The sequence below is a fragment of the Lentzea atacamensis genome (genome assembly GCF_003269295.1).
Taxonomy (GTDB): Bacteria; Actinomycetota; Actinomycetes; order Mycobacteriales; family Pseudonocardiaceae; genus Lentzea; species Lentzea atacamensis.
The window spans coordinates 759,915-781,019 of sequence record NZ_QLTT01000001.1; the positions used below are offsets into that span (position 1 = coordinate 759,915).

Annotated in this window: 13 protein-coding genes and 1 pseudogene; 10 read left to right on the forward strand and 4 right to left on the reverse strand. The window is 69.9% G+C overall.

The genetic code is table 11. The features are described 5' to 3' along the window. The first annotated feature begins 2 nt into the window (after window positions 1–2). The 5 genes and pseudogenes from C8D87_RS03825 to C8D87_RS47410 all read left to right on the forward strand — a co-directional run bounded on the left by C8D87_RS03825 (window position 3) and on the right by C8D87_RS47410 (window position 6,203). The gene (locus C8D87_RS03825) at window positions 3–1,133 is read left to right on the forward strand and encodes a LacI family DNA-binding transcriptional regulator (RefSeq protein WP_267899829.1); all 1,131 of its coding nucleotides are present in this window, start codon (window positions 3–5) and stop codon (window positions 1,131–1,133) included. 119 nt (window positions 1,134–1,252) lie between these two features. After that, complete coding sequence (locus C8D87_RS03830) at window positions 1,253–3,889, forward strand: carbohydrate-binding protein (protein WP_215732151.1); 2,637 nt, start codon at window positions 1,253–1,255, stop codon at window positions 3,887–3,889. Window positions 3,890–4,014: 125 nt separating this feature from the next. Beyond that, window positions 4,015–5,244: an SGNH/GDSL hydrolase family protein gene (locus C8D87_RS03835; RefSeq protein WP_112225543.1), complete on the forward strand. Its 1,230-nt coding sequence runs from the start codon at window positions 4,015–4,017 to the stop codon at window positions 5,242–5,244. A 7-nt stretch (window positions 5,245–5,251) separates the two neighbouring features. After that, window positions 5,252–5,353, forward strand: a pseudogene (locus C8D87_RS49080) (NAD-dependent epimerase/dehydratase family protein); the annotation flags it as partial. A gap of 637 nt (window positions 5,354–5,990) precedes the next feature. Next, complete coding sequence (locus C8D87_RS47410) at window positions 5,991–6,203, forward strand: hypothetical protein (RefSeq protein WP_233441886.1); 213 nt, start codon at window positions 5,991–5,993, stop codon at window positions 6,201–6,203. Between the two features lie 9 nt (window positions 6,204–6,212). On the opposite strand, the gene C8D87_RS03845 is transcribed toward C8D87_RS47410, so the two are convergent. Then, window positions 6,213–9,293: a family 78 glycoside hydrolase catalytic domain gene (locus tag C8D87_RS03845; RefSeq protein ID WP_112225544.1), complete on the reverse strand. Its 3,081-nt coding sequence runs from the start codon at window positions 9,291–9,293 to the stop codon at window positions 6,213–6,215. 684 nt (window positions 9,294–9,977) lie between these two features. Between C8D87_RS03845 and C8D87_RS45660 the strand changes: the two genes are divergently transcribed. Beyond that, window positions 9,978–10,151, forward strand: a complete 174-nt coding sequence (locus tag C8D87_RS45660; RefSeq protein ID WP_170166298.1) for a hypothetical protein — start codon at window positions 9,978–9,980, stop codon at window positions 10,149–10,151. On the opposite strand, the gene C8D87_RS03850 is transcribed toward C8D87_RS45660, so the two are convergent. After that, the gene (locus C8D87_RS03850) at window positions 10,143–12,851 is read right to left on the reverse strand and encodes an AfsR/SARP family transcriptional regulator (protein ID WP_112225545.1); all 2,709 of its coding nucleotides are present in this window, start codon (window positions 12,849–12,851) and stop codon (window positions 10,143–10,145) included. The genes C8D87_RS45660 and C8D87_RS03850 overlap by 9 nt on opposite strands. Window positions 12,852–12,924: 73 nt before the next feature. Here C8D87_RS03850 and C8D87_RS03855 point away from each other — a divergent pair, with 73 nt between their 5' ends. From C8D87_RS03855 to C8D87_RS03865, 3 genes are read left to right on the forward strand one after another with little or no spacing between them, the layout of a single operon-like run. After that, complete coding sequence (locus tag C8D87_RS03855) at window positions 12,925–13,314, forward strand: RidA family protein (protein ID WP_233441887.1); 390 nt, start codon at window positions 12,925–12,927, stop codon at window positions 13,312–13,314. A 10-nt stretch (window positions 13,315–13,324) separates the two neighbouring features. Then, window positions 13,325–14,857, forward strand: a complete 1,533-nt coding sequence (locus C8D87_RS03860; protein WP_112225546.1) for a PPE domain-containing protein — start codon at window positions 13,325–13,327, stop codon at window positions 14,855–14,857. Further along, the gene (locus C8D87_RS03865) at window positions 14,854–15,624 is read left to right on the forward strand and encodes an ESX secretion-associated protein EspG (RefSeq protein WP_112225547.1); all 771 of its coding nucleotides are present in this window, start codon (window positions 14,854–14,856) and stop codon (window positions 15,622–15,624) included. The genes C8D87_RS03860 and C8D87_RS03865 overlap by 4 nt, the downstream gene beginning before the upstream one ends. 28 nt (window positions 15,625–15,652) lie before the next feature. Here C8D87_RS03865 and C8D87_RS03870 read toward each other — a convergent pair whose 3' ends face one another. After that, complete coding sequence (locus tag C8D87_RS03870) at window positions 15,653–17,530, reverse strand: DUF1996 domain-containing protein (RefSeq protein ID WP_112225548.1); 1,878 nt, start codon at window positions 17,528–17,530, stop codon at window positions 15,653–15,655. A gap of 128 nt (window positions 17,531–17,658) precedes the next feature. Further along, entirely contained in the window at window positions 17,659–19,662 is a 2,004-nt protein-coding gene (locus tag C8D87_RS03875) for a beta-galactosidase (RefSeq protein ID WP_112225549.1), read from the reverse strand. 152 nt (window positions 19,663–19,814) lie between these two features. On the opposite strand from C8D87_RS03875, the gene C8D87_RS03880 reads away from it, so the two are divergent. Continuing rightward, window positions 19,815–21,104, forward strand: coding sequence for an ABC transporter substrate-binding protein (locus C8D87_RS03880; RefSeq protein ID WP_112225550.1), 1,290 nt, complete (start codon window positions 19,815–19,817; stop codon window positions 21,102–21,104). The last annotated feature ends 1 nt before the right edge of the window (window position 21,105 follow it).

A 21,105-nucleotide genomic window follows, 5' to 3' on the forward strand; every position in this document is an offset into this window, starting at 1 on the left:
CGATGCCGAGAAGCGGCGCCAACGTAAACCCCCGAGATGATGTCTTGCAAGAGGGAAAGTTCTACGATGACGGGCAGTCGAACCGGTTCTCAGCAACGGGCCGGAGACAGGAAGCGCGCATGAACATCGGAGAGATCGCCAAGCGGGCCGGGGTGTCCCGCAGCACCGTGTCGTACGCGTTGAGCGGGAAACGGCCGGTGTCCGCGGCGACCGCCCAGCGGATCAACGACGTGATCGACGAGCTCGGCTACCGGCCCAACGCCAGCGCCCGCGCGCTCGCCGAGGGACGCACCCGCACGTTCGGGCTGGTGATACCGCCCGCGAGCACCCGGCTCACCGACGTGCAGCTCGCGTTCGTCGCGAGCGTCGTGGAGGCCGCCGCCGTCCACGACCACGACGTGCTGCTCTCCCCCAGCGGCGGCGACCACGACAGGTCGTTCGAGCGGATCGTCACCGGCCGGCGCGTCGACGGCGTGATCCTGATGGAGATCCTCCTGCAGGACCCGAGGGTCGAGCGCCTGACCAGCGCCGGGCTGCCGTTCGTGACGATCGGCCACGTCGAGGACCCTGCCGCGTCGTGGTGGGTCGACGTCGACTACGCGGGCCTGATCAGCCGCTGCGTCCGCCACCTCGCCGACCTGGGCCACTCCGACGTCGTGCTGATCAACCGGTCCGACGAGCTGGTCGCGGCGGGCTACGGCCCGGCTCTGCGCGCGACGACGGCGTTCGCCGGGACCGCGCGGGAGTGCGGCATCACCGCGCACACGGTGTGCTGCCCGGACGATCCCGCCGCCGGTGTCGCGTGCTTCGAGGAGATCAGGACCCGCTGGCCGGAGGTGACCGCGGCGGTGACGATCAACGAGGCGGCGCTGCCCGGTGTGCAACGCGCCCTGCACCGCGCCGGGCTCGACGTGCCGCAGGACTTCTCCCTCACCGGCGTGATCGCCGACCGGCTCGCCGAGGACTTCCACCCGCCGCTGACCGCCGCGGACGTGCCCGCCGGTGACATGGCCCGGCTGGCCGTCGACCTGCTGCTGGAGCAGATCGGGGACCCGTCCGCGACGCCCCGGCACAGCATGCTGGCGCCGCCGATCACGCTGCGCTCGAGCACCGGGGCGCGCCGCAGGGCGTGAGGCTTGCGAACCGGTTCGACACGCTCAATCCTTGCTTTGTCTGGATGAGCACGCGTACGTTCTCGATCTGATCGAACCGGTTCGAGCCTCCGTGTCCCTGTTCTCGTTCGGAGTCCCCCATGGTTCAACGGCGAACTGTGCTCGCGCTCGCCGCGACACTCGTCTCGGCCACGCTGATTCCCAGCACGAGCGCCGCTGCCACCAGCACGCTCACCATCGACCTCGGCGCCAGCACCGGAGCGTTCCACGGCGGCGCCGCGGGTTCGCTCTACGGCGTGTACGGCCCCGGCGTGCCGAGCAACGCGGCGCTCGCCGGCTTCTACCCGAAGACGCTCGCCACCAAGGCCCAGGACGGTCCCCAGCACCCCGGCGCGGACGCGCTCGAGGTGGCCGGGCCGTGGGTGGCCAACGGCGGCGGCGACGTCTACATCTACATGACGGACATCTACCGGGGCTTTCCCTACCAGCGCGCACAGGGTCAGGCCGGCCGGGACGACTTCCGCGCCAAAGTCCAGTCACAGGTGCGTCAGGTGCTCGACTCCGGCCACCGCGACCACATCGTCTACGTGCCGTTCAACGAGCCGGAAGGCAACTGGTACGGCACCGGCCAGTACAGCTACAACAACATCAGCTGGCTGAACGACCCGAAGTACTTCTTCGAGGAGTACAAGCAGATCCACGACCTCATCAAGAGCATGGACCCGAAGGCGCGCATCGCCGGGCCCAACACCTCCCTGCTCTACGACCAGGTCAAGGGCTTCCTCCAGTACTGCAAGGCGAACAGCTGCCTGCCAGAGGTGATGACCTGGCACGAGCTGTCGTCGCCGGACGTGGTGCGCAAGAGCGTGGCGAAGTACCGGGGCTGGGAACGCGAGCTCGGCATCGCGCCCCTGCCGATCAACATCGACGAGTACGCCTACCGCTACCACCTCTCCGTGCCCGGCCAGATGATCCAGTGGATGTCCGCGATCGAGGAGTCCAAAGTGGATGCCGATCTCGCGTACTGGAACATCGACGGCAACCTCAACGACTCGACCGTCGAGGCCAACAAGGGCAACGGCCAGTGGTGGCTCTTCAACGCCTACGGCCAGATGACAGGTGACACGGTGCGCGTCACGCCCCCGTCGCCCGGGCAGCAGTACACGTTGCAGGGCATCGCCACGCTCGACAAGGCCAAGCGCCAGTCCCGCGCCATCTTCGGCGGTGCGAACGGGGCAGCCGACGTGAGGTTCACCAACGTGGACCCCGCCGTGTTCGGCAGGACCGTGCACGCCAGCGTGCGCGAGATCCCGTGGACCGGTCAGGTCGGTGACTCTCCCGAACCGCGCCCGTTGCTGGACACCAGGCTCGCGGTCGCGGCCGACGGCAGCGTGGTGCTCCCGTTCACCGGCATGAAGGAGATGTCGGTCTACCAGGTGATCCTGAGCCCCGGTGCCAGCGGCAGCACGACGGCCGTCTCCGTGCCGTGGAGCCGTACCTACGAGGCCGAGAACGCCCGGCACACCGGCGATGGCTGGAGCCTCAACGGTCCCGAGGGCAGCCCGCAGAACGTCAGCAAGTTCGCCACCTCAGGCAACTACAACGTCGGCGGCCTGCGCACGGGCTCGAACGTCGTGCTGTCGTTCGACGTGGAAGTTCCGCACACCGGCGTCTACGACCTGAGCGTCTTCTCCAGCACGCACAACAAGTACGCCAGTGTCGTACCGCAGGGCCCGACCAACGTCTTCATGCGCATTGACGGCCAGCAGCCGCAGGAGCTGCGTCTGCCGGTGTCGTACGCGTGGGTGGTGTGGGATCACACGGACACCCGTGTGCAGTTGAGCGCAGGCAAGCACACCATCACGCTCGCCGCGTCCGACCCGCTGGGCACCACTCGCGGTGACGCGATCATCGACAAGATCGACCTCACCGCCGTCGACGCGAACACCGACGGACGGTCGGTCTACGAGGCCGAGTACGCGGACCTCAGGAAGGCCAAGCCCCAGTACACCGTCTCGGACTCCTCGGGGCCCGGTGTGGCGGCCATCGGCATGGGCGCGTCCGCGACGTTCTGGGTCCACTCGGACCGAGACGGCTACTCGACGGTGTCCTTCGACCACGCCGGCGGCGGTCTCGGGTCGGTGAAGCTCAACGGGCGCAACGTGGACGGCGTTGTCGTCGGCGCGGGAACCCGGTCTGTGCCGTTGTTCCTCTCCGCAGGCATCAACCAGCTCACGGTCACCGGCACCATCGGCAGCCTCCGGCTCGACCGCGTCCGCACCTCCGCCGCGTTGCAGCCCGCACCGGTGAAGGTCGAGGCGGAGAGCGGAACGGTCACCGGCGCGGCCAGGATCAGCACCGGCTTCTCGTTCGCCTCCGGCGGCGTGGCGACCGGTGTCGGCGACGGCCCGGCCAACGCGCTCACGGTCAACGTCAGTGCCAGGCGGCCGGGACAGCACATGCTCGTGGTCCGGTACGCCAATGCGCAGGAATCCATTCCCACGCATTACAACCCGGATCCGGTGACCCGGCACGCGGACGTCTCCGTCAACGGGATGACACCGAAGCGCGTCGATTTCCCGAACACGTTTCACGGCAACCAGTTCCGCGACCTGGCCGTGCCGGTGTGGCTGAACGCCGGGGTGAACACGATCAGGTTCACCTCGAAGGAACTGCCCAACTGGGACGGCAGGAGGTACAACGAGTACGGCCAGCGCTCGAAGTACGCCCCGGAAATCGACTACGTGACGGTCGCTCCGGTGGTGGGCCGCTCCTGATCAGCGGCGGTTTCGAAAAGTTTCCACGCGTTTCGAAAATGAATTCGAAAACGCCGGCGATTGACGCTCCTTCACGCATGCTCCTACGTTGATCTTTCAACTCCCGTTCCGAGAGGACGTGGAAGATGCGCAGGCGTTTGTTCCTCGGCCTGGCCGCCACCGGCGTGCTCACCCCCGCTGTGGCCCAGGCCGAGGCGACCGGGCGAACCGGCTGGGCCGGTACCTGGACGTCGATGCCACAGCTGTGCGAACCGCACAACATGCCGCCTCCCCCGTTCACCCAGGACGGCCTGGTGCTGGCCGATGCCACGCTGCGCCAGACCGTCCGGGTGACGGTGGGAGGACGGCGGATGCGGTTGCGCTTCTCCAACGCGTTCGGCGGCGCGGTGCTGCCGATCACCGCGGTCACCGTCGCGCTGCCGAAGGACGGCCGCGCGGGTGTCAGCGCGATCCAGCCGAGCACCGTGCGGCGGGTGACGTTCAACGGGCGGTCCTCTGTGGACGTTCCGAAGGGCGCGCTGATGGTGTCCGATCCGCTGGACTTCCCGCTGAAGCCCGGCATGAACCTCACGGTGACCGCCTATCTCGCGCGCGGGCAGGCGTCCAATGACATCACCTCGCACCCCGGTTCCCGCACCACCTCCCACCTGCTGGCGGGCAACCACGTCGAGTCAGCGGACCTCGTGGGCTCCACACCGACCGACCACTGGTACTTCCTCAGCGGCATCGAGGTGCTCTCGACCGCCTCTGCCGTCGTGATGATCGGCGACTCGCTGACCGACGGCCGGGGCTCCACCACCAACGGCAACGACCGCTGGCCCGACCAGCTCCTGGACCGCATGCCGCCCGGTGTCGCGGTGCTGAACCAGGCCGCGGGCGGCAACCGCGTGCTCAACGACGGTCTGGGGCCGAGCGTGCTGGCGCGCCTGGACCGCGATCTGCTGGCACAGAGCGCAGTCCGGTGGTCGATCCTCTTCGAGGGCGTCAACGACATCGGCACGGCCGCGACGACGGAAGCCGCCCAGAAGCAGGTGGCCGACGACCTGATCGCCGGCTACCAGCAGATCGTCGACCGGGCGCACGCGCGCGACATCAAGGTGTACGGCGCGACGCTGACCCCGTTCGGAGCCAGCTTCTACGACGAGGGCTTCCGCGAGGAGGCAAGGCAGACCGTGAACCGGTGGATCCGCACCAGCCGCCGCTTCGACGCGGTCATCGACTTCGACGCCGCTGTCCGCGACCCGGCCAACCCGCGGCAGCTCGTCGCCGCCGCGGATGTCGGCGACCACCTGCATCTCAACCCGACGGGCTACCGGATGCTCGCCGAAGCAGTTCCCCTGCGGCTGTTCCGTTAGGACGGCCATGCGAGTCGTCGTCGTTGGCGGAAGCGGGCACATCGGCACGTTCCTCGTGCCCCGGCTGGTGCGAGCCGGCCACGAAGTGATCAACATCAGCCGCGGCGTCCGCGGCGCCCACCTCGACGCGCCCGAGTGGGAGCAGGTGCGTCGCGTCGTCGCCGACCGGCAGCGGGAAGACGAGGAAGGCACCTTCGGCGACCGGGTGGCCGGCCTGGCGCCGGACGTCGTCGTCGACCTGGTCTGCTTCACGCTCGACTCGGCCACCGCTCTGGTCGACAGCCTTCGCCGCCGGGCCGGACACCTGCTGCACTGCGGCTCGATCTGGCGCCACGGCCCCAGTCACCACGGGCCGATCTCCGAGACCTCCGGCACCCGCTCCGGTCGGCGAGTACGGCATCCAGAAGGACCGCATCGCCCGGATGCTGAAGGAGGAGACCGCCTCCCTACCCCTGGGCACATCGTCGGTCCCGGCTGGCCACCGATCGGTCCGCTGGGAAACCTCGACCCCGCGGTCTGGCACGCGCTGTCGGCCGGGCACCCGTTGCGGATACCCGGCATCGGCGCCGAGCTGATGCACCACGTCCACGCCGACGACGTCGCACACGCCTTCGAACAAGCCGTGGCGCACAGGGACACGGCGGCGGGCGAGGACTTCAACATCGTCGCCCCCCACCGCGCTGAACGTCCGCGGGTACGCCCACGCGGCCGCGGGCTGGTTCGGGCAGACCGCGTCGCTGGAGCCGGTGAGCTGGGAGGAGTTCCTCCGGACCACGACGCCGGAGCACGCGGCGACCAGCTGGGAGCACCTCTACCGCAGCCACTGCATCAGCATCGAGAAGGCCAAAGCCCTGCTCGGCTGCGCACCGCGCTACGAACCCGGTCCGGCCGTGCTCGAATCAGTCCGCTGGCTGATCGAACACGACGAGCTGGAGGTGGCCCGGCCGCTCGTCGTCTGACGGAACACCTCATGCCTTCCCGGTGAACGTCCACCTTCCGTGCGGCGCCGACACCACCGGCTTGCCGGGCACGTGCACCTCGGCGGTGGAGCCCACCGGCACGTCGACGGTCAGCCGCAGCACGCCGTCGACCTTGGCCCATGCCACACCGATGCGTCCGCGCACGCTCTCGAACTCCAGCCGTGCCCAGGAAATGGTGGTGGCGTTGGGCTTGACGGTGAACGTCCGGTAGCCCGCGTCACCCGGCACCAGCCCGGCGACGTGCTCGTAAAGCCATTGCGCCACAGTGCCTTTGAAGTAGTGGTTGCGAGAGCGGGTGCCGGTGTCCCACATCTCCCACATGGTGTCGGCTCCGTTCGCGAACCAGTGTCCCCAGCTCGGGTACGACCGTTCGGTGGCCATGGCGTGCGCGACGTCGGCGTGTCCGTTGTCGCTCAACGCCTTCAGCAGCACGCTCGCGCCGAGGCAGCCGACGTTGACGTGGTTGCCGCCGGCCTTCACCTCGGCCGCGAGCCGGTCCGCGACGGCCTGGACCGAACCGGCGGGCACCATGCCGAACGCGAGCGGGATGGCGTTGGACGTCTGCCGGTAGTCAGGATCCCTGGCCGTGCGGTAGTAGCCGCTCGGATCGAGGAAGGTCCTGTTGAACACCGACAGCAGGCTCGCGGCGACTTCCCGGTACTGCGGCACGGGTTTGCCGATCACGTCACCGAGCTCGGCGGCGTGCAGCAGAGCGCGGTACAGGTACGCCGTCGCGGTCAGCCTCGTGTCCTCCGGCGGCAGGCCACCGGATCCGGGCGGCAGGAAGTCGCCGAGCGCGGTGACGGCGAGCCCGTCCCTGAGCCTGCCGATCTCCCAGTCGAGGTAGCGGGTGAGCACCGGCCAGTGCTGCGCGGGCAGCCGGTCGTCGCCGTAGATCCGGTACATCTCCCGCAGCACGAACGGGTACACGGTCGTCCACTCCGGCGCCGGCGCGAGCTCGCGGTAGCCCCAGCCGCCGCTCGGCACGATCACCGGCAGCTGGCCGGCCGCGTCCTGGCTGTCCGCGAGGTCGCCGAGCCACTTGGTGAAGAACTTCGCCATGCCGAACTCGGCGAGCATCGACGGCGCGCCTACCTGCGCGTCTCCGGTCCAGCCGTTCTTCTCGTAGGTCGGAGTGTCGGTCGGGATGCCGTGCAGGTTGTTGAGGACCGTGCGGCGCATCGCGGCGTCGTACTGCTCGAACAGCGGCTCCGAGCACCGGAACGTGCTCGCTCGCGGCACGTCCGAATGCACGACCCGGCCGACCAGTCGTGGTGCGGCGATCAGGCCGGTGACCTCGACGTACCGGAAGCCCTTGTAGGAGAACTTCGGTTCCCACGTCTCCTCGCGCCCCGCGCAGACGTACTCGTCGAGCTGGATGCGGTTGCCGGTCACGTGACCGTTCTCCATCCGCACCGTGCCGTCGGGGTTGAGCGTCTCGCCGTGCTTGAGCCGGACCGTCGTGCCCGCGGGCGCGTTCACGGTGAGCTGCGTCCAGCCGGACATCGTGCGGCCCATGTCGGCGACGAACACGCCGGGCCTCGGGGACGTGATGGCCGGCGTGACCGACTCGATCACGCGGATCGGTTCGTGTTCCTGGGCTTTCAGCGTGCCCTTCGGAGCGCGCCTGACCGGTGCGGACTGCCAGGCGCGGTCGTCGAAGCCGGGCTTGGCCCAGTCTTTCGGGGCCAGGCGGGCGTCGTAGGTCTCGCCGGTGTAGAGCGAGTTCGACACCGTGGGACCGTCGGTGAGCCGCCACGACTCGTCCGAGGCGATGATCGTGCGCGTGCCGTCCGGGTGCTCGATCTCCAGCTGTGCCAGCAGTTTCGGCTCGTCGTGCCACGGCGGCTTCTCCCACCGCCACACGTTCGGCGTCTTCATGCCGTAGAACCCGCGCCCCAGCGTCACACCGATCGCGTTGCGACCGGGCCGGACGAGCGCAGTGACGTCGTGCGTCGCGTACAGCACGGTGTTGTCATAGTCGGTGAAGCCGGGATCGAGCACCCTGTCACCGACGCGCCGGCCGTTGATCTCGGTCTCGTGGTAGGCCAGCCCGCTGACGTACAACCTCGCGCGCCTGACCGGCTTGCCGAGGCTGAACTCCTTGCGCAGCAACGGGGCGGGCTGCTCCTTGACCGTCACGTTCGAACCCCACGGCCCTTGCCCGTAAGGGTCGAGCACGGTCGCCGGGGTCCACGCGCTGTCGTCGAAGTCCGGTGCCTGCCAACCGGTTTGCTCGGTGTCGGCCACCTTCCAGCCGGGCCCGGTGACGATCTCGCGCTGCCCGTCCGGCAGGTCCACGATCAACCGCACCAGCAGTCCAGCCGGCCCAGCCGACCGGTTCGTGGCGCGCACGGCGAGCACGATTCGCCGGCCTTGGACCAGCCGCGTGACGTCGGCGCGTTGGCCGACCTTCCACACGTCCGTCTGCTCCGGCACGTGCAGCGCCTCGGACCCGTTGACGTACAACGTGAAGTCGTCGTCCGCGGTAGCGACAAGCCTCGCCCTGACCGCGTCGGCGGGCAGGTCGACGCGGGTGCGGAACCACCGGCTCTGCGGCGGCGTGGTGGCCGACCAGATCCACGAGGCACCCGTGAAACCGATCGAGGTGTCCGGCGCGCCGATCCACCGCGCCTGCCACGGCGTGCCGAGCAGCGCGGTCTCCCACCAGCTGTCCGTGCTCCACGCAGAGGGCCTGCCGGCACCGTCCCACACCCGCACCCGCCAGTGGTAACGCGTGCGTGGCCTGAGCGCCTTGCCGCCACAGGGAATCCCGGTGGTGCGGTCGGAGCTGACCTTCCCGGACTGCCACACGTCGGCACGACCGGGCGCGGTGCCGACCTCGACCTGGTAGGCCGTCTGCCGCGCACCGGTGCCACCCGCCTCGAGCACCCAGCCCAGCCGCGGCGCCGTGACATCCGTGCCCAGCAAGGTCTCCGCGTACTCGACGGTGGTGCGCACGACCCGCAACCCGCTTGCCTTCTCCTCCTCGGCCTGCGCCACCCCGACCGGCAGCGCCGTCGCGGAAAGCCCCGCCGCCGATGTCTTCAGGAACACCCGTCGCCGCACGTCGTCTCCACCTTCGTCGCTGGATGAAACGTTTCAATTCCTGAGGTGCCAGCCAGGGTCGTTGGGTTTGGCGGAGCGCGTCAAGACGTTCGGTGCAAGCCTGTCCACAACTGGACAGCCGGGTTGAAACGCTTCAATAGCCGTTGCGAGCGGGCATGCGAAGCAGGCTGCGGCGGTTGCGTTCGCACCGTCGGTTGCGATTTCCAGCGGAGGGTCGCCGGGTATGCGGGACGTCACCTTGCGCGGGCGGTGACGGGCCGGGTCATTTCATCGCCGCTTCGCGACGATTGCGATTGGGGCTTGACTTCGGGGCCGTTGCGAGGCGCTGGTCGGCCTGTAAAAGCCGGGCATGTAAAGCGCCTGGCCGATCCGAACACGGATAGCGCCTCGCACCCAAAGTCAAGCGCCAATCGCCAGCGTACGTGGGCACGTTTGTCGGGTCGGGTTGCGCCCTTACCGGTTGCACGACAGCGCATTGCCCTTTACGGCTCGCTCCGCTTCGCCGCGAGGCGGGGAAGATCATCGCCCAGCGTCGTGCACTACTCCTGACGCCCGCCGGTGGAGGTCTCCTCACCGCGAGTGCGTCGGATCCGTGAAGATGATGTGCTGGTCCGGCAGGGCGTCGTTGAGCGCCCACAGCCAAGAACACCGACGAGATGGAGGCGAATCATCACCAACTCCACTGTGGACGGTGTGCTGGCCGCGGTGTTCGCGTTGCTGGTGATCATCGTGATCGCCGACGCGATGCGGGTGTGGCGCAACGCCCTGCTCGGCCGCACGTCGCCGACCACCGAGACGCCGTACGTGGCGTCGGCTCTGCCGGCACCGTCCGAGCTGGCCGGTCTCGGCTCACGGTGACGGTTCGGTGCGCCGGGTCTCCGACGGTGAGGCCCGGCGCGATGCCGGCAGCTCGACCACGCCGAGCCGACGGTGGATCGTCCTGGCCGCGTCCCGGTGGGCCGCGGCCGGCTCCGCGTCGGGCAGCAGCTCCGAGATCACCAGGTGGAACAGCGCCACGTGCCGGAAATCCCTGACCTCCTCTGCCAGGCGCAGACCGTCCTCGAAGGTCCGCAACGCCGACGAGAACCGGCCGGTGGCCCGCAGCACCGATCCCACCGTGTACAGCGCGGCGACCTGTGCGGCGGACAACGGCAGGCTCGCGTGCAGCGCCAGCGCCTCCCTCGCCGGCGCCAGGGCCTCTGCCGCCTTGTTCTGGCACAGCAACGCGTTCGCCAGCCGGTCGAGCACCGCGGCCTGGGCGCGGAGATCACCTGTCGCACGGGTGATCTCCAGCGCCTCCTGGATCCGTTCCCTCGCGTCGGTGAAGTTGCCGGTCGCGGCGAGGCAGTAGCCGAGGTTCGCCCTCGCCCTGCCCTCTACCTCACCGCGGGCCAGCCGCACGGCGCGCTGCGTCTCCCGGACGGCGGCCTCCAGCTCTCCGAGGTCGGCGAGCGCGGCTCCCTCGCTCGTGAGCAGCCGCGCCTCCGCCTCGACGTCACCGCGGGCGGCCGAGAGGCCCGCGCGGCACACCTTCACCCGGTCGACGACGTTGCCGTTCTGCGCGTAGAACGCGTCGAGGCACAGGGCCAGCTGCCACGTGCGCCACTGGTGACCGGCCTCCAGCAGCAGGCGCAGGTTGTGCTCCTCCAGCTCGAACCACTCCATCGCCGACCGGTAGGAGGTGAGCTCGGGGAAGCTCGCCGGACGGTGCACCGGCGTCGCGACCGGCTCCGGCTGGTCGGACAGCAGCGCACGGGCGGCGTCCGCCACGTGGAGGTAGTAATCGGACAGCCGCTCGACGCTCACGCTGTTGTCCTCGCCGGCGACGAGCTGCCGGGTGAACAGGCGCACCAGGTCGTGCCACACGTAGCGGTCCGGTGTGGACTCGTGCAGCAGGCTCGCCGACGCGACGGTGCGCAGGTGGGTGCGCGCGGTCACCACGTTCACGTCCAGCAGGGCCGCCGCGGCGTAGCTGTCGATGTCGGTGCCGGGGTGCAGGCCGAGGCCGCGGAACGTCCGCGCCGCGCCTTCCGGCAGCTCCCGGTAGCTCACCGCGAGCGCCGACTGCACACCCCGGCCCTGTTCGGGCAGGGTGAACGCGGCGAGCCTGCTCTGCTCGTCGCGCAGCTCGTCGACCAGCGCCTGGATCGTCCACCTGGGACGGGACGCCAGGCGCGCGCTCACGATCCGCAACGCGAGCGGGAGGCCGTCGCACAGGTCGATCAGCTCGGTGGCCGCCGCGGGCTCCGGCTCGGTCCGATGCCGGCCGAGACCCGCGGTCAGCAGCTCCGCCGCCGTGTGGTCGTCGAGCGTGCCGACGCCGAGCACGGCGGCGCCCTCGGTCACGACGAGGTCGTCGAGGCCGTGCCTGCTCGTGACGAGCACCAGGCAGCGCGGCGAGCCCGGCAGCAGCGGCCGCACCTGCTCGACCGACCTGGCGTTGTCCAGCACCACGAGCACACGCCGGTGCGCCAGCAGTGACCGGTACTGGGCGGCCAGTGCGTCCAGGCCACCGGACAGGCGCACGTTCTCCACCCCGAGCGCCCGCAGGAAGCCGACGAGCGCGGTCTTCGCCTCCAGCGGTTTGCGCTCGGCGAACCCGCGCAGGTCGATGAACAGCTGGCCGTCGGGGAACCGGTCCGCCACCCGGTGCGCCCAGCGCAGGGCGAGTGCGGTCTTGCCGACGCCGGGCGGACCGGCCAGCAGGCCGATGCCCGCGTCCCCGAGCAGGCCGTCGAGCTGGGACAGTTCGGCGTCGCGGCCGACGAACCCGCGATGCTCGTGCGGCAGCTGCGCCGGAACCTGGACGGGTGGCCTGGCCGGGCGCGGCGACGGATCGACGTCCGTCAGCACGGCCTGGTGCGCGGCCCGCAGCTCGGGACCGGGATCGACGCCCAGTTCGTCCGCGAGCTGCGTGCGGGTGCGGCCGAAGAAGTCCAGCGCCTCCGCCTGGCGGCCCGTGCGGTGCAGTGCCAGCACCAGCCGCGCGACGAGCGGCTCGCGCAACGGGTGGTCGGCCACCTCCGCGCGCAGGCTCGTCACCGCCTCCGCAGCCCGCCCGAGCTCGATCAGCCGCGCGCCCAGCTGCTCGACGGCGGCGAGCCGCAGTTCGTCGAGCCGGCCCTCGTACGCCTCGTGCAGCCGCCTGCCCGGCACGTCCGCCAGGAACGGTCCGCGCCACAGCTGCAGCGCCGAGGTCAGCCTCTCGGCCGCGGTCGCGTCGTCGGCCTGCCACGCGCTGGTCACCAGGTCCTCGAAGCGGAACACGTCGACCGCGTGCCGGTCGCCCACGAGCGCGTAGCCGGGCGCGCGGGTCACCAGGTCCAACGTGGACCCGAGCAGCTTGCGCAGCTGGGCGACGTGGCCCTGCAGCGCCGCCTTCGCCTGCGGTGGCGGGGCGCCGTCCCACACGAGCGACAGCAGCCGGTCACCCGAGACGACCCTGTTGAGCTCGAGTGCCAGCGCGGCGAGGACCGCCCGCCGCTTCGACGCGGCGAGCGGCACGGGCTCTTCGTCCCCGGCCACCAGCTCGACCGTCCCGAGAAGGTTGACGCGCATCTGAAGTGAACTTCCGTCAGCAACATTGGTGGCACGTTGGCCGGGCGTTGGCGGGTGCGCCAATGCTCGGGCCATGTACCTCGTGGACTCGCAGTCGCCGCCGCCTGCCGATGGAAAGGCCGTCGCTCTTAATAACAGCGTCACCTCCGGGCGGGTTACGCTCGATCCGGCGACCGGTGAGGACCTGCGCAAAACCCTCCGCGAGCAGATCGACCAGGTCGACTCCTGGCTCGAGCGCGCAGGCAGGCTCGCACGGCCCGCACCGTTGGGTGCCAATCCTGTCGGCCAGGCGATGACGTACAAGTTCGAACACCGCGCTGACGGCGAAGTTCACTCGTTCGTGAGCGTGATGACGGCCTATCGCACAGTTCTGGAACAGACGCACGAAGCGGTCAGCACGGCGATCCGCAACTACCACCAGGTCGACGCCGACGCTTCCGCCGACATCACCAAGCACTGCTGAGAGGCTTGTCATGGGCCCGGAGAACGACCTGGTGCTGCGCGACTCCCAGAACTGGGCGTCGCGTTCCCACCGCGAGCTGTACGACTCGGTCCACCACAACAACGACCCCGGCCAGGCGGGCGAGCTCGGCTCCGAGTGGGCCCAGTTCGGCGCGGAACTCACCGAGTCGGCGCAGCTCATCGCGAAGCGCGTCGCCGCGAGCGAGTCGGGGTGGACCGGTGAGGCGGCCGAGGGCGCGCGAGCTGCCATCCGCGGGCTGGCCGAGTGGATCACGCTCACCGCGCGGACCGCCGTCGAGGTCGGCAACCGGGTCGCCACCCAGGGCCGGATCATGGAGACCGCCAGGGCGAACATGCCGGAGCCGCCCGCGTTCAACCTGGACAGCGCGGTGCGCGGCCAGGCCGACCCCGGGCTAGCCGGGTTCACCGCGTCGGCGGCCGATCTCCAGGCCGAGAGCGAGAAGGCACGCGCGGCGCACGAGCAGGCCGTGGCCGTGATGGAGACGATGGAGAAGCAGTCGCACGAGATCGACGCGACCACGCCCGTCTTCACCGCTCCGTACAACCCGGTGACGGGCAAATCCGAGGAACCCCCGCAGCCGATGATGCTGCGGTCGTCCGGCGCGCCTTCGCTCAGCGGCGCCTCCGCACCGCCACCGGTCGGCCTGCAGTCCGTTCCGGGCACCAGTTCCCCGGTGCCGTCGCCCGGCGGTGCGCCGGTCGCTCCCGCGGCGTACTCCGGTCCTCCCGGGATCGACGCGCCGGTGCAGTCGCCGCAGGGGCCTTCGTACCAACCGGCCGCCTACCAGCCTCCCGCCGACGGCACGGCCGTGGCCGCCGCGTCGGGGTACCAGCCGCAGTCCGGTGGCTACGGCGCGACGGGCGTGAGCGGCTATCAGGCGCCGGCGGAGCACCGGCCGCAGCAGTACGGGGCGCCGGTTCCGTACTCGGCTCAGCAGAACGCGCCGCGCACCGGCGACCCTCGGCACGTCTCGCGCACGACGGGCAGTACCGATCCTCGCAACCCGTCGCGCACTGCTGATCCCCGGAACCTTCCGCGCACGGCGGGAACCGCCACGACCGGTGGGCCGAACCCCGCCGACCCGCGATCGGCGGTGCGCCCGCCCGCGGGTCCCGACGGTGCGGGCAGGTTCGGCGGCGGCGGTACGGGTGGTGCCGGCGGGTTCGGCGGTACCGGTGCGGCACGCGGTGGCTTCCCCCCGGGCCAGTTCGCGGCGGGCGGCTCAGGCGGCCCGCAGATGCAGCCGGGTGGCGCCGCGGGCGTCACCTCGCCCAGCCGCGGTCCCGTGCCCGCCGGAGGGGTCGGGCTCGGTGCCGCGGCGGCGGCCGGCATGAGTCCGGCGGGCGGCCCCATGGGCGGTCCCGCGACCGGCAAGGGTGAAGAGGACAAGGAGCACCGCGCGGCGTCGTACCTGATTGGCGGTGACCTGTTCGAGGTGCCGGGCGAGAACCTGCCGCCTTCGGTGATCGGTGCCGCCAAGCCGAAGAAGAAGCAACCGCCCGCCCCGGAGCCGACAACGTGATCACGCCGGACTTCGTGCTGACCCAGGCCGAGCTGGCCGTGCTGTGGCAGCACCACGAGCTGGGCAGGCTGCCCTACCCGCTGGACGTGCCGTCGTTCGGCGCCACCGAGTCCGAACGCAGGGACATCGAGCACGACGTGCGCGACGACCTCGCGAGCAGGGGCCTCATCTACGACCACCGGCTGGTCGGCCTGCTGCACCTGCTGGCGGAGCACGACGTCGCGGTGGACGCCGTCGGCTACTTCGACCGCACGGTGCGGGCACTGGCCGTGTCGAACGGCGAAGACGCGGCGATGGTGATCATCGACGGTGACCAGGTCGGCGTGCTGGAGATCCGGCCGACCGGCCTGGCCCGATCCATCGTGGACGTGCTGCCCGACGGCGCGGCCGGTCCGGGCGCCGGGTTGTCGGTGCCGCTGGACGCGTTGCAGATGGCCGTGCGGTTGCACGAGGAGGCGCCGGAGTCCGAGGACCCGTGGGGCGGCGACGACCTCGACGAACGACAGGCGCTGGAGCAGGCGGGCCTGTCGGGCCAGGACGCCGCCGCCGTCGCGGAGCTCGCGGCCGGGCGGGTCCGAGGTGGCCAGTTCGGGGTCAGCCGCGTGAGCACGCACCTGACCGCCGACCGGTCGCACATCGTGATCAACTGGTTCGACACGGTGCAGGGCCGCTATCTCATGGTCAGCGAGAGCGGGTGGCTGAGCCTCGCCCCCACCGACAACGAACGCCTCGCCCACCGCATCGACTCCGTGCTCACCACCGTCTGAGACGGTGGTGAGCACGGCGATCTGACGATCAGGAGCACTTGCGCCCTTCGTTCACGCACTTCACGATCTGCGCCATCGTCTGCTCGGAGTTGACGTTGACGTAGTCGTTGTGGTCGGAGAACGGGTTGTGGTTCTCCTCCGGGAACGCGTCGAGCTGGTACTGGCCCTTCTCCTGCACGTCCCGCGGGATGTTGTAGGAGATGCTGATCCGCAGCTGCGGGATGGCCTTGGTGCCGCTCGGGCACTTGCCGGAGTTCTTGTCCGCGAACTTGACGTGGTCGCGGTGGTTGGCGCTGTCGGTGTTCTTGCCGTCCCAGCAGCTGGCGAAGTCGTGCACGCGCATGACCTTGCTGCCGTTCGGGCAGATCACGTACTTGTCCGACAGCCGGTCCTCGAACCCGCTGCAGGTCCAGGTGGCACGGGCGTTGGCGGGGCCGCGGCTGGTCGGCTTCGCGTCACCGACGATCATCTTCAGGAACTTCGGCATGGCGGTGACCTTGCTGGCCGCGTTGCCCCGGTACTCGATCTTCACCTGGGCCGGCCGTTCGATCTTGCCGTTGTTGCCGACGAGCTCCAGGTTCGGGCCAGAGGGAACCGCTAGGGCCGCGTCGCCGCCGCCGTTGTTGTTACCCCCGTTGTTGCCGTTGTTGCCACCGTTGTTGTTGCCGCCGTTGTTGTTACCACCGTTGTTGTTGCCGCCGTTGTCGTTGCTGAGCTTGCACGGCGCCAGGCGCTCCAAGCCCTGCGGCTTCTGGCCGTTGCGGCCGATCGCGATGGCCATCCGGTCGATCGTGGCGACCCGCTTGTCCTTCAGCGGCCCCAGAATGGCGTTGTTGATGAAGTTCGGGCCGCCCTGCCCCTTGCTGGTCACGATCCGCTGGTTGGCCTCGGCGATCTGCTTGTCCAGCAACGCGAGGTTGCGGTCCACCTCCGCGATCGCCTGGTCCGGCACGGCACCCAGCTCGCCGCGCACCGACGGGCACTTCACAGTCGGCGTCGCATCGTCGCCGTTGCCGCCCGGCTGGCCGGCGAACTTGCGCGGAGCCTGGCCGTGGTCGCCGTGCTGGCCGTGGCCCTCCGAGCCGCCCTGCTGACCGCTGAACTTGCGCGGCGCCTGGCCGTTGCCGCCGTGTCCGGCGCCGAAGAACATCTCGCAGTCGGCGAGCGAGGTCAGGTTCGGCTTGGGCGCGCTGCGGCCGATCGCGATCGCCATGCGGTCCAGCGTGGCCACGCGCTTGTCGCGCAGCGGGCCGAGGATCGCGTTGTTGACGAAGTTCGGGTCACCGGGGTTCTCGTTGCGCGCCACCCGGTCGTTGGCCTCCTTGAGCTGCTTGTCCAGCAGCTCGAGGTTGCGGTCCACCTCGCCGCGCGCCTGCTGTGGCACGGCGGGCAGCCGGTCCTTGACCGACGGACAGGCGATGTGGGGTGCGCCCGCCTCCTTGACCTTGTCCGGCCCGGACCCCGACGAGTTCACGTTCGCCTTGGGGTTGATCCGCACGACCGGCCAGAAGTACGACGACTTGTCACCGTTCTTGCAGGTCGTCTCGGAGTCCGCGAGGCTCTCGTCGCTCGAGTCGGCGCTGATCGACAGGTTGCCGACGAAGTCGTGGACGTGCTGGGCACCGTGGGGCAGCCCTGGCTGGGCGACCGGGTTGTCGGCACTGAACTTGCCGCTCTCGTTCGTGCCGCAGTCGACGGTGAACACGCCACTGGCACCGTTTTGCTGCACCTTCGGCGTGACGACGTTCTTGGCGACCTGCTCAATGCGCACGAACGCGCCGACTGGCGCCGGCTCGCCGTCCTTGGCGGCCAGCGCCACGGTAGCGGTGCCCGCGGCCACGACGGCGACCGCCGACAACGAGGCGATCAGGCGGAACTTCCGTCTATCGGCTTCGCGGTGTGTCATTCGTCCTCCTCGCTCATGCCGTGCATGATCGGGAGTACGTGCCAGGAGCCCTTCCGGATCAATCGGAAGTGCTGCGTCACAAGTCGATTGAGAACTCAGGCCTCGTTCGGGTAGAAAGCGCTTTCCGGCTACCGCGGTGTGAACGTCACTCTGACAGCACCAGGTGGTAACTTAAGGTGACCGTCCACGCCCTCACCGGTGAGCAGTTCGGTCCCCGTGGCCGGGATCAGTTCCGTCTCGTCCGTGTGGTTGATCGCGAACAGGTACCGCCCCTGCTCCCCCTCCCGTTCGACCACCTCGACGTCGCGGGGCAGGTCGCGCGAGGAGATCCCGGCCTCCGCGCTCGCGGCGACCAGCACGGCGTCGAGCCCGTCCTCCCCCAGACACGTCGACACGTACCAGGCGCTGCCCTTCCCGAACGGATGCCGGGTGACGGCGGGCAGGCCGGCGGCAGGGCCGTCCACGTAGGACCACACCGGCAGGGCGCCGCGCAACGTCACGACCTCGGACCACACGTCACCCGTCATCCCGCTGTCGAGGCGCACCCGCTCACCGGCGCGCAGCGGCGTGAACTCCTCCACCGTCAGGCCGAGCACGTCCCGCAACGCGCCGGGGTGCGGACCGTCGTGGATGGTGTCGTGCTCGTCCACGATCCCGGAGAAGCACGACACGACCAGGACGCCGCCGTTCTCGGCGTACCGGCGCAGGTTGGCCGACGCGGCCTCCGTCATCGCGTACAGCGCTGGCACCACGACCAGCGGATAGCCGCTCAGGTCGGCTTCCGGGTGCGCGAAGTCGGCGGTGAGGTGCAGGTCGTACGTGGCGGCGTACCAGGCTTCCGCCCGCTCGCGGGCGTCGAGGTCGGCGCTGGGCCGCCACTCCTGCCGCTGCGCCCACCACGACTGCCAGTCCCACAGCAGCGCGATGTCCGCGACCACGCGGCTGCCGCGCAGTGCGGCGAGCGCGCCCAGGTCCTCGCCGAGGCGCACGACCTCCCGCCAGATCCGGCTCTCCGTGCCGGCGTGCGGCAGCATCGCCGAGTGGAACTTCTCGGCGCCGAACCGGGAAGCCCGCCACTGGAAGAACATCGCGCCGTCAGAGCCGCGGGCGACGTGCGCGAGACTGTTGCGCGCCATCTCCCCGCGACTCTTGGCGATGTTGCGGCGTTGCCAGTTCACCGCGCTGGTGGAGTGCTCCAGCAGCAGCCACGGCCGGCCGCCGGCCAGCGAACGCGTCAGGTCGGCGGTCATCGCGAGGTTCACGTGCGCGCGCTCGTTCTCGGCGATCAGGTAGTGGTCGTTGGTGACGACGTCCACCTCGCGCGCCCAGGACCAGTAGTCGATCGACTGGCACTGGGACAGCGCGGCGTGGAAGTTCGTGGTGATGGGGACGCCGGGTGACGCCTCGCGCAGGACGTCCCTCTCCCGCTTGAAGTTCGCGAGCATCGCGTCGTTGGTGAACCGCTCCCAGTCGAGCTGCTGGGCGGGGTTGCCGGCGGTCGGGGTGAGGCGTGGCGGCTGCACCTGTTCCCAGCGGTTGTAGGTCTGGCCCCAGAACGTGGTGCCCCACGCCTCGTTGAGCTCCTTGACCGTCGTGTAGCGGTCGGTGAGCCAGCGGCGGAACGCGGCCGCCGCGAGGTCGCAGTAGCAGGCGCTCACCGGTGCGCCGTACTCGTTGTGAACGTGCCACATCGCGAGGGCGGGGTGCTCGCCGTAGCGACGCCCGAGCTGCCGGGTGATCGACACCGTGGCCTGCTGGTAGGCGGGCGCGTGGTGGCAGATCGTGCCCCGGCCGCCGAACGCGTACCGCACGCCCTCGCGGGACACCGGCAGCGCCATCGGGAACTTCTCGTAGAACCAGGCGGGCGGCACGACCGTCGGCGTGCCGAGGTCGACGCGGATCCCGTTGTCGTGCAACAGGTCCATCAGCCCGTCCAGCCAGCCGAAGTGGTACTGGCCCGGCTCGGGTTCCAGCTGGGCCCAGGTGAAGATGCCGATGCTGACCATCGTCACCCCGGCCTCGCGCATGAGGCGGACGTCCTCCTGCCACACCGGTTCCGGCCACTGCTCGGGGCTGTAGTCACCGCCGTACGCCATGGCCTCCAACCCGATCGGCCAGTGCCGCCGCTCCATTCGCACCCCTGTCTCTGTGATCGTGCACAGCGAAGGAACCCGCCCAAGAACGTGCTCCAACCGTACATTTCGCCTATTGCCCGTGTCGAGGACGCGTCTCTACTGTGAACGTGCACAGTCCACCAGCCTCCCACCCGACATCGGAGGAACGGATGCAGCGCCGCACCGCCCTCGCAGTCATCGCACTCGCCGGCTCCCTCGCCCTCACCGGATGTGACGGCGGAGCCCCTGCCGCGACCGGCCCGGTCGAACTGACCATGTGGTCCTGGGCAAGCCTGCAGAAGGTCGCGGAAATGTGGAACGCCGACCATCCCGACATCAAGGTCACCGTGCAGGAGCAGGGAGGTGGCGACGAACTCGTCACCAAGGTCATCACCGCCGCGAAGGCGGGCGACGGACCGGATCTGGTGCAGGCGGAGTACCAGATGATCCCGACTCTGGTGTCCAACGACGTGCTCACCGACGTCGCGGAGTTCGCCGGTGGCGCCGAGGACTCGTTCTCGGAAAGCGTCTGGAAGCAGGTGACCCTGGGCTCCCCCGCGGTCTACGCGATTCCGCAGGACACCGCTCCCCTCGCACTCTTCTACCGCGAGGACCTCTTCACGCAGTTCGGCCTCGCGGTGCCGAAGACGTGGACCGAGTTCGCCGAGACGGCTCGTCAGCTCAAGCAGAAGGACCCTAACCGCGCACTGACCACCTTCTCCAGCAATGACGCGGGACTTTTCGCCGGACTCTCCCAGCAGGCGGGAGCGACCTGGTGGCAAACGTCCGGCGACACCTGGAAAGTCGGCGTCGACGACGAGTCCTCGCGCAAGGTCGCCGACTTCTGGGGCGGCCTGGTGAAGGACGGAGTCATTGATAACCAACCGATGTACACGCCCGCGTGGAACAAGGCGCTGAACGACGGCACGCAGATCGCCTGGGTGAGCGCGGTCTGGGCGCCGGGCACGCTGACCACCAGCGCACCGGACACCAAGGGGAAGTGGAAGATGGCGCCACTGCCGCAGTGGACCGCAGGTGCGGCCAAGACCGGCAGCTGGGGCGGGTCGGCCACCGGAATCACCGGCAAGGCGGCCAAGGACGGCAAGGCGCAGGCCGCCGCGAAGTTCGCCACCTGGCTCAACACCGACCCCAAGGCCATTGCCGCGCTGGTGAAGGAAGCGGGTGTCTACCCGGCCGCCACCGCCGCGCAGAGCAGCGGCGCGCTCACCACCCCGGAGTTCTTCCCGAACCAGCCCGACTTCTACGCGCTCGCGGCCGACATCGCGAAGGGCACCGCGGCGGCCGGATGGGGACCGAACGTGAACGTCGCCTACAACACCTTCAAGGACGCGTTCGGCAAGGCGGCCACCGAGAAGTCGTCGTTCCCCGCCGCGCTCAGGACGGTGCACGAGACGACTGTCGCGGACATGAAGAAAAACGGCTTCAAGATCGAGGGCTGAG

Coding starts and splice junctions, on each gene's coding strand:
- C8D87_RS03825 (WP_267899829.1), top strand. CDS start 3: ATGCCGAGAAGCGGCGCCAACGTAAACCCCCGAGATGATGTCTTGCAA.
- C8D87_RS03875 (WP_112225549.1), bottom strand. CDS start 19,662: ATGGAGCGGCGGCACTGGCCGATCGGGTTGGAGGCCATGGCGTACGGC.
- C8D87_RS03835 (WP_112225543.1), top strand. CDS start 4,015: ATGCGCAGGCGTTTGTTCCTCGGCCTGGCCGCCACCGGCGTGCTCACC.
- C8D87_RS03860 (WP_112225546.1), top strand. CDS start 13,325: ATGGGCCCGGAGAACGACCTGGTGCTGCGCGACTCCCAGAACTGGGCG.
- C8D87_RS03830 (WP_215732151.1), top strand. CDS start 1,253: ATGGTTCAACGGCGAACTGTGCTCGCGCTCGCCGCGACACTCGTCTCG.
- C8D87_RS03870 (WP_112225548.1), bottom strand. CDS start 17,530: ATGACACACCGCGAAGCCGATAGACGGAAGTTCCGCCTGATCGCCTCG.
- C8D87_RS03880 (WP_112225550.1), top strand. CDS start 19,815: ATGCAGCGCCGCACCGCCCTCGCAGTCATCGCACTCGCCGGCTCCCTC.
- C8D87_RS03850 (WP_112225545.1), bottom strand. CDS start 12,851: ATGCGCGTCAACCTTCTCGGGACGGTCGAGCTGGTGGCCGGGGACGAA.
- C8D87_RS03855 (WP_233441887.1), top strand. CDS start 12,925: ATGTACCTCGTGGACTCGCAGTCGCCGCCGCCTGCCGATGGAAAGGCC.